16 protein-coding genes are annotated in these 13,291 nt (G+C 65.2%); 8 read left to right on the forward strand and 8 right to left on the reverse strand.

The genetic code is table 11. The features are described 5' to 3' along the window. Positions 1 to 2: 2 nt before the first annotated feature. Positions 3 to 953: an FAD binding domain-containing protein gene (locus QP164_RS02790; RefSeq protein WP_333922048.1), complete on the reverse strand. Its 951-nt coding sequence runs from the start codon at positions 951 to 953 to the stop codon at positions 3 to 5. Beyond that, positions 950 to 1,594 (reverse strand): aldehyde dehydrogenase iron-sulfur subunit PaoA, encoded by a 645-nt coding sequence (gene paoA / locus QP164_RS02795; RefSeq protein ID WP_333922049.1) that lies wholly within the window; start codon positions 1,592 to 1,594, stop codon positions 950 to 952. The genes QP164_RS02790 and paoA overlap by 4 nt, the downstream gene beginning before the upstream one ends. 108 nt (positions 1,595 to 1,702) lie before the next feature. On the opposite strand from paoA, the gene QP164_RS02800 reads away from it, so the two are divergent. Next, a complete protein-coding gene (locus tag QP164_RS02800) occupies positions 1,703 to 1,903 on the forward strand; it encodes a hypothetical protein (RefSeq protein ID WP_333922050.1) in 201 nt (66 codons plus the stop codon). Positions 1,904 to 2,054: 151 nt separating this feature from the next. Here QP164_RS02800 and QP164_RS02805 read toward each other — a convergent pair whose 3' ends face one another. Continuing rightward, positions 2,055 to 3,470 (reverse strand): dihydrolipoyl dehydrogenase, encoded by a 1,416-nt coding sequence (locus tag QP164_RS02805; RefSeq protein ID WP_333922051.1) that lies wholly within the window; start codon positions 3,468 to 3,470, stop codon positions 2,055 to 2,057. A gap of 102 nt (positions 3,471 to 3,572) precedes the next feature. On the opposite strand from QP164_RS02805, the gene QP164_RS02810 reads away from it, so the two are divergent. The 3 genes from QP164_RS02810 (at position 3,573) to QP164_RS02820 (ending at position 6,975) form a co-directional block, all read left to right on the forward strand. Next, on the forward strand, positions 3,573 to 4,199 hold the full coding sequence (locus tag QP164_RS02810) for a glutathione S-transferase family protein (RefSeq protein WP_333922052.1): 627 nt from the start codon (positions 3,573 to 3,575) through the stop codon (positions 4,197 to 4,199). Between the two features lie 208 nt (positions 4,200 to 4,407). Further along, positions 4,408 to 5,487, forward strand: coding sequence for a LacI family DNA-binding transcriptional regulator (locus tag QP164_RS02815; RefSeq protein ID WP_443027467.1), 1,080 nt, complete (start codon positions 4,408 to 4,410; stop codon positions 5,485 to 5,487). Continuing rightward, positions 5,488 to 6,975: an MFS transporter gene (locus tag QP164_RS02820; RefSeq protein WP_333922053.1), complete on the forward strand. Its 1,488-nt coding sequence runs from the start codon at positions 5,488 to 5,490 to the stop codon at positions 6,973 to 6,975. Positions 6,976 to 6,979: 4 nt separating this feature from the next. Here the strand turns inward: QP164_RS02820 and QP164_RS02825 are convergent, their stop codons facing one another. From QP164_RS02825 to QP164_RS02840, 4 genes are read right to left on the reverse strand one after another with little or no spacing between them, the layout of a single operon-like run. After that, the gene (locus QP164_RS02825; RefSeq protein WP_333922054.1) at positions 6,980 to 7,372 is read right to left on the reverse strand and encodes a VOC family protein; all 393 of its coding nucleotides are present in this window, start codon (positions 7,370 to 7,372) and stop codon (positions 6,980 to 6,982) included. A gap of 44 nt (positions 7,373 to 7,416) precedes the next feature. Further along, positions 7,417 to 7,986 carry a DUF1190 domain-containing protein gene (locus QP164_RS02830; RefSeq protein ID WP_333922055.1) on the reverse strand — a complete coding sequence of 190 codons (570 nt, stop codon included), beginning with the start codon at positions 7,984 to 7,986 and terminating at the stop codon, positions 7,417 to 7,419. 11 nt (positions 7,987 to 7,997) lie between these two features. Then, positions 7,998 to 8,411: a DUF350 domain-containing protein gene (locus tag QP164_RS02835; RefSeq protein ID WP_333922056.1), complete on the reverse strand. Its 414-nt coding sequence runs from the start codon at positions 8,409 to 8,411 to the stop codon at positions 7,998 to 8,000. 32 nt (positions 8,412 to 8,443) lie between these two features. Beyond that, positions 8,444 to 9,085 carry a DUF2491 family protein gene (locus QP164_RS02840; RefSeq protein ID WP_333922057.1) on the reverse strand — a complete coding sequence of 214 codons (642 nt, stop codon included), beginning with the start codon at positions 9,083 to 9,085 and terminating at the stop codon, positions 8,444 to 8,446. A 225-nt stretch (positions 9,086 to 9,310) separates the two neighbouring features. Between QP164_RS02840 and QP164_RS02845 the strand changes: the two genes are divergently transcribed. The 4 genes from QP164_RS02845 to QP164_RS02860 are packed head-to-tail and all read left to right on the forward strand — an operon-like array spanning position 9,311 to position 12,212. Further along, positions 9,311 to 9,745, forward strand: a complete 435-nt coding sequence (locus QP164_RS02845; protein ID WP_332743086.1) for a YjfI family protein — start codon at positions 9,311 to 9,313, stop codon at positions 9,743 to 9,745. A 38-nt stretch (positions 9,746 to 9,783) separates the two neighbouring features. Next, positions 9,784 to 10,533, forward strand: a complete 750-nt coding sequence (locus QP164_RS02850; protein ID WP_333922058.1) for a PspA/IM30 family protein — start codon at positions 9,784 to 9,786, stop codon at positions 10,531 to 10,533. Continuing rightward, positions 10,533 to 11,702, forward strand: a complete 1,170-nt coding sequence (locus tag QP164_RS02855) for a glutathionylspermidine synthase family protein (protein ID WP_333922059.1) — start codon at positions 10,533 to 10,535, stop codon at positions 11,700 to 11,702. Before QP164_RS02850 ends, QP164_RS02855 begins: the two co-directional genes overlap by 1 nt. A 27-nt stretch (positions 11,703 to 11,729) precedes the next feature. Further along, positions 11,730 to 12,212, forward strand: coding sequence for an ankyrin repeat domain-containing protein (locus QP164_RS02860; RefSeq protein ID WP_333924169.1), 483 nt, complete (start codon positions 11,730 to 11,732; stop codon positions 12,210 to 12,212). Positions 12,213 to 12,285: 73 nt separating this feature from the next. Here QP164_RS02860 and trhO read toward each other — a convergent pair whose 3' ends face one another. Continuing rightward, positions 12,286 to 13,260, reverse strand: coding sequence for an oxygen-dependent tRNA uridine(34) hydroxylase TrhO (trhO, locus tag QP164_RS02865; RefSeq protein ID WP_333922060.1), 975 nt, complete (start codon positions 13,258 to 13,260; stop codon positions 12,286 to 12,288). Between the last annotated feature and the right edge of the window lie 31 nt (positions 13,261 to 13,291).

The following is a 13,291-nucleotide window of genomic DNA, read 5'->3' on the forward strand; positions in this document are numbered from 1 at the left end:
GATCAGGCCTTCGCTTCTTCGAACACGGCGCCGATGGTGCGTTCGACCAACGGCAGCTTGAACGCGTTCTGTGATGTGGTGCGGGCGCCGGCGAGGACGGCCGACGCGGTCGCCTTGGCGCCGTTGGGCATCTGAGCCTCGGCCGCTTCGACGCGCCATGGCTTGTGCGCAAGACCACCGAACGCAAGACGCCCGCGGCCACCCGGCTGGATCACGGCGGCAACCGAGATCAGCGCGAACGCGTACGACGCACGATCACGCACCTTCTGGTAGATATGCGTGCCACCAATCGGCTTGGGCAACGTCACTGCCGTGATCAGCTCACCGGACGCGAGCGATGTCTCGATGTTCGGCGTCGTGCCCGGTAGGCGGTGAAAGTCCGCAATCGGAATCGCCCGCGTCTGGCCGTCGGCGTTCACCGTCTCGACCGTCGCATCCAGAACGCGCATCGCAACAGCCATGTCGCTCGGATGCGTCGCGATGCACGCATCGCTCGTGCCCATCACGGCGAGGTTGCGGTTGAACCCGCCGATCGCCGCGCAGCCGCTGCCGGGCTGGCGCTTATTGCAGGGCTTGGTGGTGTCGTAGAAATACGGGCACCGCGTGCGCTGGAGCAGGTTGCCAGCGGTCGTCGCCTTGTTGCGGAGCTGACCCGACGCGCCGGACACCAGCGCACGGCTGAGCACGCCGTAATCCTTCCGCACGCGCGCATCGGCGGCGAGGTCGGTGTTACGGACGAGCGCACCGACGCGAAGGCCGCCATCGGATGTGGGCGTGATCTTGTCGAGGCCGAGGCCGTTGACGTCGATCAGATGCTGCGGCGTCTCGATCTGGAGCTTCATCAGGTCGAGCAGGTTGGTGCCGCCCGCGATGAACTTCGCGCCCGGGGTGCGGACTGCGGCGCTGGCGGCTTCCTTGGCCGAGCTCGCGCGTTCGTAGGTAAAGGCCTTCATGCGCTGCGCTCCGTACCCGCGACGTCGTGGATCGCGTCGATGATGTTCGCATAGGCACCGCAGCGGCAGATGTTGCCGCTCATCCGCTCGCGCAGTTCGTCGGTGGTAACCGCAGGCTGCGCGGCGATATCGCCGGTGACGTGGCTTGGGATGCCCGCCTTGATCTCGCCGAGCGTGGCGACTGCCGAACAGATCTGGCCGGGGGTGCAATAGCCGCACTGATAGCCGTCATGCTTGACGAACGCCGCCTGCATCGCGTGCAGCTTCTCGGGCGTGCCGAGGCCTTCGATCGTCGTGATCTCCTCGCCTTCGTGCATGACCGCAAGCGTCAGGCAGCTGTTGATGCGGCGACCCTCGACGATCACCGTGCACGCGCCGCACTGACCGTGATCACAACCCTTCTTGGTGCCGGTGAGCTTCAAATTCTCGCGCAGCGCGTCGAGCAGCGTGGTGCGCGTGTCGACGTTGAGCTTGGTGGTGCGACCGTTGACCTTGAGCGTGACCGGCATCGTTGGCGGCGCCGACTGCGTGGTGCCCTGCGTCTGTGCCTGCGCCGCGGGTGCCGCCGCCAATGTAGCCGACGCGACACCGCCGGCGATCACGCCACGGCGCGATACCGGAAAACCTTCATCCTGATGCATATAAACCCCTGTATATGTTGGCCTAACGGGTGAAGCGCGGCAAAGTTGCGCTGCTCCGCATTTGGTTCCGTGAATTCTCGGTCATGAAGCTTTGGGTAGGGTATTGTAATGCGGACGATTTCTTCCGGCGTGTCGGTCCGGCTGTATCATCTCGACGACAGCGGCGAGGGCGGGGCGGCGACGACGCTGTTCTACGGGCCGCTGGGCGAGGCGCTGGCGATCGCCGCGCAGCAGGAGGAGGATGTGCAAGCGGGGCTGTATCTGGCGACGGAAAACGACGTGGTGGCGTATCTCGATCTGGAGGAGTAGCGCTAATCTCGCGATCCTCCCCCGCCAGGGGGAGGTGGCTGGCGCTTGACAGACGGAGGGGGAGGAAAGGAAAACCGCCGCTCCGAGTCCTCCCCTCCGTCACCTGCGGTGCCACCTCCCCCTTGCGGGGGAGGATCGGTCGTGCAAAGCTTCAAGTCCCCGGCGTAAACCCGTCATCGCGATCCGGCGGAGTCGGCGCATGCACCTCGCTACAGATCGATCGGAGCGCGCCCTTCATCCCCTCCTCGAACGTCGGATGATAGAAAGGCAGGTCCAAAACCTCGGTCGCCGTCCAGCCGCTCTGGATCGCCCAGGCAATCAGGTGCGCGCTATGCTCGACCGCCGGCCCCGCCATCGTCGCGCCGGTCAGCCGCCCATCACGGCGATCCGCATAGAACCGCACCAATCCCGCATTGCATGCTTCGACCTTGGCGCGACCCTGATCGTCATACGACGCAGTGCCGATAACGCTGTCCGCATCATCGTCCTTGGCGATCTTGCCGATCACCGCGACGTTGGGATGCGTGAACGTGATCGCGAACGGCACCGTCCGTTTGCCCGGCGTCACCTCGGGATAGCTCGCCGCATTCCGCCCCGCGATCGTGCCTTCTGCCGACGCCTCGTGCAGCACGGCACGGTCGTGGTCGGCATCGCCCGCAATGAAGATTGGCGCGGTACCGCACTGCATCGTCTCGCAATCATACTCCGGCATGCCATGCTCATCGAGCGTGAGGCCGGTCGTCTCGAGCCCGATGCCCTTGATGCGCGGCGGTCGCCCGGTCGCGACCAGCAGATAATCGAAGCGCTGCTTGCCGGAAGCCGACCCACTCCACGACAGCATGACGCCATCACTCTCGGGCTTCACCTCGAGTTCGACACCCAGCAGGATCGGCATCTCGCGCGACAGGATCGCATGATACGCCTCAGCGACATGGTGATCCTTCAGTCCGCCGATCGTCGCACCCGTATCGAACACCATCGTCTCGACGCCGAGCCGCGCCATCGCCTGCGCCAGTTCGAGCCCCAAGGCGCCCGCACCGACCACACCGAGCGACTTGGGCAGATCGTTCAGTTCGAAGATGCTTTCGTTGGTCAGAACCCGGTCGCGCACCGCGTCGAACATTGCGGGGATCATCGGGCTCGATCCGGTCGCGATCACCACCGCCTTTGCATGAACCTCGCGACCATCGCTGAGCGACAGGACCGTCGCGCCAGCGAATTTCGCACGCGCCTCGATCTTCACGTCGTCGGGCAGTTTGTCGATTGAAGCCTCGACCCCGGCGACGAACGCGTCGCGTTCCTCGCGAACCCGCGTCATTACCGCGACGCCATCCACCCTACCCGACGCCTCGACCCCGAACACCGAAGCCTGCTCGACCGCATGCATCGCATTCCCCGCCGCGATCAACAGCTTGGAAGGCATACATCCCACGCTCGCACAGGTCGTACCGCCAAAGCCCTCGTCGATCAGCAGCGTCTTCGCACCATTGCGACGCGCACTGCGTTCGGCGGCGAGGCCAGCGGTCCCGGCGCCGATGATCGCCACGTCGCAGGTCAGCTTCGTCATAAGTCTCTCCGTTGCCGGAGAATTCCGGAGCCACGCTCGACGAAACCTTCGACGCCACCCAGCCGTTCCGCAGTGCAGCACATTCCCTGACGAAGGACGCTCATGTTAACCCTCCACCACCTGAACTACTCGCGCTCGATCCGCGTGCTCTGGCTGCTCGAGGAACTCGGTATCGAATACGACCTCGTCAAATACGAGCGTGACGAGAACTTCCGTGCCCCGCCCGAGCTGAAGGCGATCCACCCGCTCGGCAAGGCACCGGTCCTCGTCGACGATGCGCTGACGCTGGCCGAGAGCGCACCGATCCTGACGTACATCGACGAACGCTACGGCGACCGGCGTTTCTCCCCGCCGGTCGACAGCGACGCCGCCGCGATCCACGACGAGTGGCTCCAATATGTCGAAAGCTCGGCGGCGTTGCCGATCATGATGACGATGTTCGGCAAGCGGATGGGAGGACTGCCCGAAGGCCTGACCAAGTTCACCGGCCCCGAGGTGACCAAGACGCTCGACTATATCGCTGCAGGCGTTGGCGATGGCCCATATCTCATGGGCGAGCAGCTCATGCTGGCCGATATCCAGATGTGCTACATGCTCGCGATCGCGGAAAGCACGGGCTTGTTGAAAGAGCATCCCGAAGTCGCCGCCTATCTCGATCGCCTGCGCGCGCGCCCGGCGTTCATCGCCGCAACGGAGATCGGCGGACCGTTGATGCCAACGCGCGGCTAATCGCGTGACCGCCATCCCGACGCTGAGCCGGGGTGGCGGGCCCCGCATGGCCTGCGCATACGTATTCAGCGGCATGGTAGCGGTAGCGGCATGATTCTGTGGCACGATTGTCACGGTCCCGCCGCGCCGTTCGTTGACGCGCCCAGCATTCTCGAGTGATGCTCGATCACGGTCACCCCGCCAGCAAGGCGCGTGTGTAACCGTGAGGATGCTGGAGGACCCGATCGTCGTGACTGCCGCCGCCAAGCCCATGGGCAAGCTCACGGGAAAGCCGACTTCGTTCGACATCGCGCAACTGGCGGGCGTGTCGCAACCGACGGTTTCGCGGGCATTGCGCGGCAGCCCGACGGTCAATCTCGCAACGCGGCAACGGATCGAGGCGATTGCGCGACAGCTCAACTACACCGTCGATCGCAGCGCCTCCAACCTCCGCAACGGCACGACAAAGACGATCGCGCTGCTGTTGTTCCGCGATCCGACGCCCGACGAGACGGTGGTCAATCCGTTCTTCCTCGGCATGCTCGGCGCGATGATGGCGGCGTGCGCGTCGCACGGCTACGATCTGCTCGTATCGTTCCAGCAATTCTCCAGCGACTGGCACACCGATTACGAGGACAGCCACCGCGCCGACGGGCTGATCCTGCTGGGATATGGCGATTATGCCGATTATCGCGCGCGGCTCGAGATGCTGGTCGCGCAGGGGACGCACTTCATTCGCTGGGGCTCGGTCCAGCCAGGCCAGCCTGGTCTGACGATCGGTTGTGACAATATCGCAGGCGGCACGGCGGCGGCGCGGCATTTGCTCGAACGGGGGCGTAGGCGGATCGCGTTTCTCGGTAGTGCGACCGATCATTATCCCGAGTTCCACGATCGGTATCGCGGCTATGTCGCAGCGCTCGGTGAGCAAGGCCTGACGGTCGATCCGCGACTCCAGGTCGAATCGATCTCGACCGAGGAGGACGCGACCAGGGCCACGCACGAACTGCTCCAGCGCGGCGTTCAGTTCGACGCGATCGTCGCCGCGAGCGATCTGATCGCACTGGCGGCGATGCGCGTGCTGGCAGGGGCGGGGATCGCCGTGCCGTACGATGTCGCGATCGTCGGGTTCGACGACATCCCCGCGGCCAGCCTCGCCAACCCACCACTTACGACGATAGCGCAGGATAGCGGTCTGGCCGGGCGGCGGCTCGTCGAGATGCTGCTCGCGCGGATCGGCAATCGCCCGGTCGAGAGCATGATGCTGCCCACCCAACTCGTGATCCGGCGTTCGTCGGGTGAAGGACGCTGAATGCTGTCACGTAGAGAGAAGCCGGCCCAGGGGTTCTGGGGGCTGTGGAACATCTCGTTCGGGTTCTTCGGAATCCAGATCGGCTTCGCGCTGCAGAATGCGAACGTCAGCCGGATCTTCCAGTCGCTGGGGACCAGCGTCGACGATCTCGCCTTTCTGTGGATCGCCGCGCCGCTGACCGGGCTGCTGGTCCAGCCGGTGATCGGACATTACAGCGACCGGACCTGGGGCAAGCTCGGGCGCCGGCGGCCGTATTTCCTCGCCGGCGCGATGCTCGCCACGATCGCGCTGCTGGCGATGCCCAACGCGCCGGTGCTGTGGGTGGCGGCGGTGCTGCTGTGGATGCTCGACGGATCGCTCAACGTCGCGATGGAGCCATTCCGCGCGTTCGTCGGCGACATGCTCGGCAGCCGCCAGCGGACCGCGGGGTTCGCGTTCCAGACCGGGTTCATCGGTGCTGGCGCGGTGATTGGGAGCCTCGCGCCGATCATCCTGACCGACGTGTTTCAAGTGGCGAATACCGCGCCCGCGGGCGGCATTCCGCCATCGGTGCAATACGGTTTCTACATCGGTGCATTAGCCCTGTTCTTCGCGGTGCTTTGGACCGTGCTGACGACCAGCGAATATTCACCGGCCGAGATGGCGGCGTTCCAAGACGAGGGTGAGGTTGCACCCCGCGACACGGTCGTACGGTCGAACGCAAAGCTCGCGCCGGTGTGGATCGCACTCGGGGCAATCGTCATCGCCGCGGTGGCGCGGTTCGGGCTCGACAAGCCGGTCTACTTGCTCGGCGGCGGGCTGATCGCGTTCGGGGCGGCGTTGCTGGCCAGCGCAGCGCTGGTCCGGTCGGGCAGGGAGTCCAACGTTCTCAGCCAGATCGTCGGTGATCTTGGCACCATGCCGCAAACGATGAAGCAACTAGCCCTCGTCCAGTTTTTCACCTGGTCGGCGCTATTCATCATGTGGATCTACACCACGCCGATCGTCACGCAGCACGTGTTCGGGACGACCGACACGACGAGTGCCGCGTATAACGACGGCGCGAACTGGGTTGGCGTGCTGTTCGCGGTGTACAACGGGGTGGCGACGCTGTGGGCGTTCGTGATGCCGACGCTGGCCGCTCGGATCGGCCGCCGGAATGCCCATATCCTCGGGCTGCTCAGCGGTGCAGCCGGGTTTGCGTCATTCCTCGTGGTGCGCGACCAGTATCTGCTGATCGGATCAATGGTGCTGATCGGGATCGCTTGGTCGTCGATCCTGACGATGCCCTATGCGATCCTGTCCAACGCGCTGCCGCAGGCGAAGCTCGGCGTGTACATGGGGTTGTTCAACATCTTCATCGTGTTGCCGCAGCTGATCGTGTCGTCGGTGATGGGGCAGGTCGTGCGGACGTTCTTCCCCGGCGACGCAGTGTGGGCGATGCTGATCGCCGCGGGGGTGATGGGCGTGGCTGCGCTGGCAATGCTACGAGTGCCGCGGGCCGCCTAGTCGCTTAGAAATAGGGCGCGTCGGTCATCCGTTGTGACACCCACCAGAGTATCCCGCGCGGATCGCGGATGCCGCCCTGTCGGTCGCCATACGGCATGTCGGAGACCGGCATGATGCTTTCACCGCCCGCCGCGATCGCCCGTGTCATCGCGGCATCCGCATCGGCGACGTAGAGGTACAGCGATACCGAACTCGCCGGAAATTGGTCGGACGCTTCGCTCAGCATGATCGCCGAGGTGTCGAACAGCATCTGGCAATTGGCGATCCGGCCGGTCGGATCGCTGCTCCGGCCGATCTCGCGCGCGGCGAACGCGGCTGTCAGGAAGTCGATATACTCGTTGGCGCCGTCGACGAAGATATACGGCGTGACGACGGCAAAGCCCGCTGGAACATGCATCGTATCTCTCCCCCTGATCGGAAGACCGGTTTACTATGGGCGGATCAGCCGCCGAAGCTGCGTCCGCCGAACCCGCCACCGAAACCGCCGCGCGAGATCACCGAACTGCGCGACTGAACGCGGGCAGGGGCTCTTGCCGTGGTCGGTGTGAAGGCGTCCGAGCCCACGCGTGTCCGGCCCGTGACATAGTCGCGGTTGATACGCCCGCCGGCGCCGCCAAAATAATTGCCGTCACGATCCCGGTACATCGGCGCGCCGCGGTTGCCGAAGCCGCCGTTAAGCGCCTGCCCGACGAGGAATCCGGTCAGCAACGGCGTGAAGAAGCTGCCGCCGCTACCGTTGTTGCGCGGCTCGCACTGCGCGGCGCCGTATTGCTCCTCGCAGGTCTGCTTGTCCTCGAACCGAGGCGCGGTCTTCGCCGCATCGGCCTTGGCCTGCTCGAACGCGGTGTCGCACTGGACCGCGGACAGCGCGCCCGCCGCGCGGCATTCCGCCACCGACGCATAGCTCTGCGCCTCGACCGGCTTGCCACCGACATCGCCGTCGCACGCGGTCAGCGAGATGCCCGAGCCTGCAATCAGGCTCGTGAGAACAATTGATCTGGAACGCTTCATCGCTATGCCCCTCAGTTCGTCATGCAGGCGGCGTTGAGGATGCCGACGCACAGCGAGACGCTTGCCATATAGGTCGCCGCCGCGATTTCGCCGCGCACGATCCGGTCGTTGAAGTCGCGCATCACGAAATGCTGAACCACCAGGAACGTCACGATCTGGATCACGCCCGCAAGCAACGCCCAAACCGCGAACTCGACTAGCGAAACCGTATGCGTCAGCGCGGAGGCCAGCGGCAGGACATAGCCGAGCAAGGCCGCGCCGAGCGTGATCGCCGCAGCGGTATTGCCCTCCCGGATCAACGACTTCTCATGATACGGGGTCGCGACCTGATAGACGATCTTGAAGACGATCGTGAACGCCCCCGCCGCGACGAACGCGATCAGGAAGGCGAGCGCGCTGGCGCCGAAGCTATATTGGTCGATCATGGCAATTCCCCCGGAGCCGTCTGCGCGTGACGCTAGGCGCGGAACTCGCCGAGTTCCAGTGCCACGCCCAGCATGATCTCGAACGAGACGTCGCCGGACTCCGTCTCCATGTCGATCGCGAGTAGCAGTTCGCGGCCGTCGTCGCCCGGCAGGTCGCGGCTGAACAGCATGCAGGTCTGGAAGATGCGGCGGTCGACGACCCCGTCGCGGTCGTCGTGCAGTTCCTCCCAGAACGTCACCGGCTCCTGCTCGCTCGCTTCGGGGCCGAACCATGCGCGGCTGTATTCGGGCAGTCCTTCGGCGGTGAAGGTGCGTGCCTTGAGCCGGCTCTTCCACGCTGGACGCTCGGCGGCGGACGATGGATAGCTGCTGTCCCATGGTGCGAACAGCGTGACGTCCGTTACGTCCTGCCCATCGCGGTCGTTAGACACCGCCTGGAACATGATGTCGTCGTCGGTGTAGAACCGGTGGACGAAGCCGCCCTCGTTCAGGTCGATCAGGCCTTGCGCGACGATCACCAGCGTATCGCGGTCGAACGGAAACAGGAGTTCCGACCCAAACCGCCGCCATGCGAGTGGATCGACCGTCACCGTTCTCCCCAGCGTGACGTTGCGGACGACGGGCAGGGCGTTGCCGTCAAGCGCTGGCTTGCGGCCGAACAGGCGATCGAACATGCAATCCTCGCGTCTCTGTGGTTGGCGTGCCTCTTAGGCCAAAGCGGGCCGGCTCGCAAAGCGCAACCCCGTCATCCTGACGAAAGTCAGGACCCAGAGCCAACAGCGCCGCCGTCCGTGACCCTGGGTCCTGACTTTCGTCAGGATGACCGAAGTGGGGAGGGTGGCAGGCGCTCGCGAAAAGCCTATGTGTGCGGTCGAGCGACAAGCACGGGAGTTCTTGCATTGACCGACATCTGGACCGTCCGCAGCCTGAAGGCCGCGCTCGACACGTCCGAGCCTGCGAAAGCCGGCGAATTCACCGCGCGGATCCTGGAAGGCGCGGACCCGGTGCTGCTGGTGACGATGCACCACCACGGCGACCTCGAACTGTTCGTCAACGTCAGCGAGGCGCAGATCGCGTGCTCGACGTTGCTGTGGCCCTGCGACGAGCAGGAGGACCAGTTGGCGTTCAACACCTTCCTACTGAAGTCGCAGAAGCTGGTGCCGCTGTCGAACTTCGGGATCGGCACCGTCGATGGCCGCGATTATTACGAGCTGTTCGGCGAACTTGCGACGTCGAGCCGGCTCGATACCGTGATCATCGAGCTGCGCACGCTTGCCGAGAATGCGATCGATGCGGCCACCGACCTGCGCCACGCGCAGATTCCCGCCGCCTGACATCATCGCCTGATTTAGATACAAACGGAGAGACTGGCATGGCCATCTGGAGCAAGCTTTTCACCCTCGGTCGTGCCGGCGCGCACGAAGCGGGTGCGGCGGTCGTCGACGCGAACGCGCTGCGCATCCTCGACCAGGAAATTCGCGATGCCGACAAGGCGCAGGGCAAGGCACGCGATGATCTCGCGGGGCTGGTAGCACGTCGCCGCATCCTCGAAACCGAGGTCGAGAGCTTCCGCGCCCAGGCGACGAAGTACGAGGCTTCGGCACGGATCGCGGTCGAGAAGGGCAACATGGACCTCGCGCGCCAGGTCGCACAGCGGATCGCCGATCTCGAGCAGGACATCGCGCTGAAGTCCCCCCAGGTCAAGGACATGCGCGCCGCCGAGGAGCAGATCCACACCGCCGTCGCGCAGACCGACCGCAAGATCGAGCAGCTCCGTCGCGAGGTCGAGGTCGTGAAGGTCAACGAGTCGGTGCAGAAGGCGCAGGCGTCGGTCGCGTCGGGCAGCATGGGCGCGGGGAACAAGCTCGGCTCGGCGGCGGACAGCCTCGCGCGTATTCGTGAACGCCAGGCGATCCGCGGCGAGCGGATCAAGGCGGCGGGCGAGTTGGAGGACCGGCGTACCGGTGCCGATCTCGACGAGAAGCTGCGGCTGGCGGGGATCGGACCGGGGCAGTCGTCGGCGGACGACGTGCTCGCGCGCCTGACTGCCCCCAAGACCGGGCAGCTCGGCCAGACGTTGCAGATCGAGCAGCGCGACGACTCCAAGACGTCGGACTCCTGATGCGCCGGATCGCGGTCGACCCGCGGGGCGACTGGCGCGAGCGGGCCGACGCGATCGGGTTCGTCTATCACGACACTGATGGCGAACCCTATTGGGACGAGGGCGCGGCGTACGCCTTCACGCTGGCGGAGATCGAGGACGACCTCGAACCCGCCGCGGAACAGTTGCATGCGATGTGTCTCGATCTCGTCGACGAAGTGGTTCGCGATCAGCAGCTGATGGAACGCTTGGCTATCCCGCGCGAGCAGTGGAACTACGTCGCCGAGACGTGGCGGACGCGCCAGCCGTCGCTCTACGGGCGGTTCGATTTCGCCTATGACGGGACCGGGCCGGCCAACCTCTACGAATATAATGCCGATACGCCGACGTCGGTGTTCGAATGCGCGACGTTCCAGTGGATGTGGCTCGAGGACCTACTCGCCAGCGGTGCGCTGCCGGCGGGGACGGACCAGTTCAACAGCCTGTTCGACAAGCTGCGCGAGCGGTTTCGCGCGCTGTTCCCGAGCGGCGGTTTCGTCCATTTCGCGGCGGATGCGAGCGCCATCGAGGATCGCCAGACCGTGCGGTTCTTCGAGGATCTGGCGTCGCAGGTCGGGATCGAGCCGAAGTTCGTCGAGATGAAGGACATCGGCCTCGCCGCCGACGGGCGCTTCGTCGATACCGACGGCTTCGAGGTGCAGGCCGCGTTCAAGCTGTACCCGTGGGAGTTCATGCTCCGCGAGCCCTATGCGCCGAACCTGTTGCGCGCCGACGTGCGCTGGCTCGAGCCCGCGTGGAAGTCGATCCTGTCGAACAAGGGCATCCTGCCGCTGCTGTGGGAGCGGCATCCCGAGCATCCGAACCTGCTCCCCGCGTTCTTCGACGACGATCCCGCCGCGAAGATTCTCGGCCCGAAATATGTGCGTAAGCCGCTGTTCTCGCGCGAGGGCGCGAACGTCGAGGTGATCGGCGAGAGCGGCCACACTGTGCTCGACCAGGGCTATGGTGCCGAGGGCGCGATCCGCCAGGCCTATGCACCACCGCCGACATTCGACGGCCGCCATCCGGTGATCGGCGCGTGGATGGTCGGCAACGAAGCCGCGGGGATCGGCGTTCGGGAGGATGACACGGTCGTGACGCGCAATCTCGCGCGGTTCGTGCCGCATATCATCGAGGCGAATAATGACTGACGCGCGAGACCTGCCCCCTTGCCGCCGATGGAGCGGCTGGTCGAACTGATGTTCGACGCCGCGCGGACCGGGCGCGACGAGATGATCCCGGCGTTGTTGCAGGCGGGCGTCGATATCGAGGTAACCGACGCAAAGGGCTACACGCCGCTGGTGATCGCCAGCTACAATGGCCAGGCGCTTGCCACAGCGGCGCTTCTCGCGGCCGGCGCGCAGGTCGATGGCGCGGCGGATGCTCGCGGCAACACCGCGCTGATGGGCGTCTGCTTCAAGGGCTATACCGAGATTGCACAGATTTTGCTCGAAGCAGGCGCCGATGTGAACCGACGGAATGGCGTCGGCCAGACCGCATTGATGATGGCAGCGCTAGTGAACAAGACGGCGATCATCGACTTGCTGCTAGAGCATGGTGCGGACCCGACGATCGTCGATGCGGCAGGGAACAGCGTGCATTCGCTGGCAATGTCGCAGGGGAACACGGCTTTGGCCCAGCGCTTCGCAACGACCGGTTAGCTATCCCAAATTGTTCACCCGCGAAGGCGGGTGCCAGTCTGGGCACCCGCCTTCGCGGCTGAACAAGCTTCTGTCAGTCGTCAGCCTCTAGCTCGGCACCGGCATGAGTCTTAGGCAACACCGCCCCGACATGCGTCTCGCCCCGAGCCTCAGCCAGCCGTACCTGCCGCTCGCGCTCCGCATACCCCGCCCGCTGAGCCTCATCCCGCGCATCATGACACGCCGGGCAACTCACCCCCTCGACATAAAGCGGCGACGCGCGATCCGCCACGCTCACCGGCATCCGGCACGCATGGCACAGCACATGACTTCCCAACGCAAGCCCATGCCCAACCGCAACCCGCTGATCGAACACGAAACACTCCCCCTCCCACAGGCTCTCCGCTTCGGGCACGGTTTCCAGATACTTCAGGATGCCGCCCTTAAGGTGATACACCTCGTCCAGCCCCTCCGCCTTCAGGAACGCAGTCGACTTCTCGCACCGTATCCCGCCGGTGCAGAACATCGCGATCTTCGGCGGCGGGCCGTCCCCGACCAGCTCGTCGCGGTGCTCACGAAACCACGCCGGAAAATCGCGAAACGTCCGCGTCTGCGGATCGACCGCGCCGGCGAACGTGCCGACCGCGACCTCGTAATCGTTGCGCGTGTCGATCACGATCGTCCCCGGCTCAGCGATCAGCGCATTCCAGTCCGCCGGCTCGACATAATGGCCGACGCCTTCCAGCGGATCGATCGTCGGTTCACCCATCGTCACGATCTCGCGCTTCAGCCGAACCTTCATCCGGTGGAACGGCATCGTCTCCGCGCGCGATTCCTTGACGTCGAGGTCGGCGCACCCCGGCAGTGCGCGGATGTGTGCGAGTACCGCGTCGATGCCCTCTTCGGACCCGGCAATCGTCCCGTTGATCCCTTCCGCGGCGAGCAGCAGCGTCCCCTTCACGCCGTTCGAGCAGCAGGCGAGCGCGAGCGGCGGCTGGATCGCGGCGATGTCCGCGAACGGCGTGAAGCGGTACAGCGCCATGACGCGGATGGGCAGGGTTTCGGTCATCGGTTCATCGTGCAGGGAGGAGATGCGCTCC

It is taken from the genome of Sphingomonas sp. LR59, assembly GCF_036855945.1.
Lineage (GTDB): Bacteria > Pseudomonadota > Alphaproteobacteria > Sphingomonadales > Sphingomonadaceae > Sphingomonas.

Coding starts and splice junctions, on each gene's coding strand:
- QP164_RS02855 (WP_333922059.1), top strand. CDS start 10,533: ATGCGCCGGATCGCGGTCGACCCGCGGGGCGACTGGCGCGAGCGGGCC.
- QP164_RS02835 (WP_333922056.1), bottom strand. CDS start 8,411: ATGATCGACCAATATAGCTTCGGCGCCAGCGCGCTCGCCTTCCTGATC.
- QP164_RS02825 (WP_333922054.1), bottom strand. CDS start 7,372: ATGCATGTTCCAGCGGGCTTTGCCGTCGTCACGCCGTATATCTTCGTC.
- QP164_RS02850 (WP_333922058.1), top strand. CDS start 9,784: ATGGCCATCTGGAGCAAGCTTTTCACCCTCGGTCGTGCCGGCGCGCAC.
- paoA (WP_333922049.1), bottom strand. CDS start 1,594: ATGCATCAGGATGAAGGTTTTCCGGTATCGCGCCGTGGCGTGATCGCC.
- QP164_RS02800 (WP_333922050.1), top strand. CDS start 1,703: ATGCGGACGATTTCTTCCGGCGTGTCGGTCCGGCTGTATCATCTCGAC.
- QP164_RS02815 (WP_443027467.1), top strand. CDS start 4,408: ATGCTGGAGGACCCGATCGTCGTGACTGCCGCCGCCAAGCCCATGGGC.
- trhO (WP_333922060.1), bottom strand. CDS start 13,260: ATGACCGAAACCCTGCCCATCCGCGTCATGGCGCTGTACCGCTTCACG.
- QP164_RS02830 (WP_333922055.1), bottom strand. CDS start 7,986: ATGAAGCGTTCCAGATCAATTGTTCTCACGAGCCTGATTGCAGGCTCG.
- QP164_RS02805 (WP_333922051.1), bottom strand. CDS start 3,470: ATGACGAAGCTGACCTGCGACGTGGCGATCATCGGCGCCGGGACCGCT.
- QP164_RS02840 (WP_333922057.1), bottom strand. CDS start 9,085: ATGTTCGATCGCCTGTTCGGCCGCAAGCCAGCGCTTGACGGCAACGCC.
- QP164_RS02820 (WP_333922053.1), top strand. CDS start 5,488: ATGCTGTCACGTAGAGAGAAGCCGGCCCAGGGGTTCTGGGGGCTGTGG.
- QP164_RS02860 (WP_333924169.1), top strand. CDS start 11,730: ATGGAGCGGCTGGTCGAACTGATGTTCGACGCCGCGCGGACCGGGCGC.
- QP164_RS02790 (WP_333922048.1), bottom strand. CDS start 953: ATGAAGGCCTTTACCTACGAACGCGCGAGCTCGGCCAAGGAAGCCGCC.
- QP164_RS02810 (WP_333922052.1), top strand. CDS start 3,573: ATGTTAACCCTCCACCACCTGAACTACTCGCGCTCGATCCGCGTGCTC.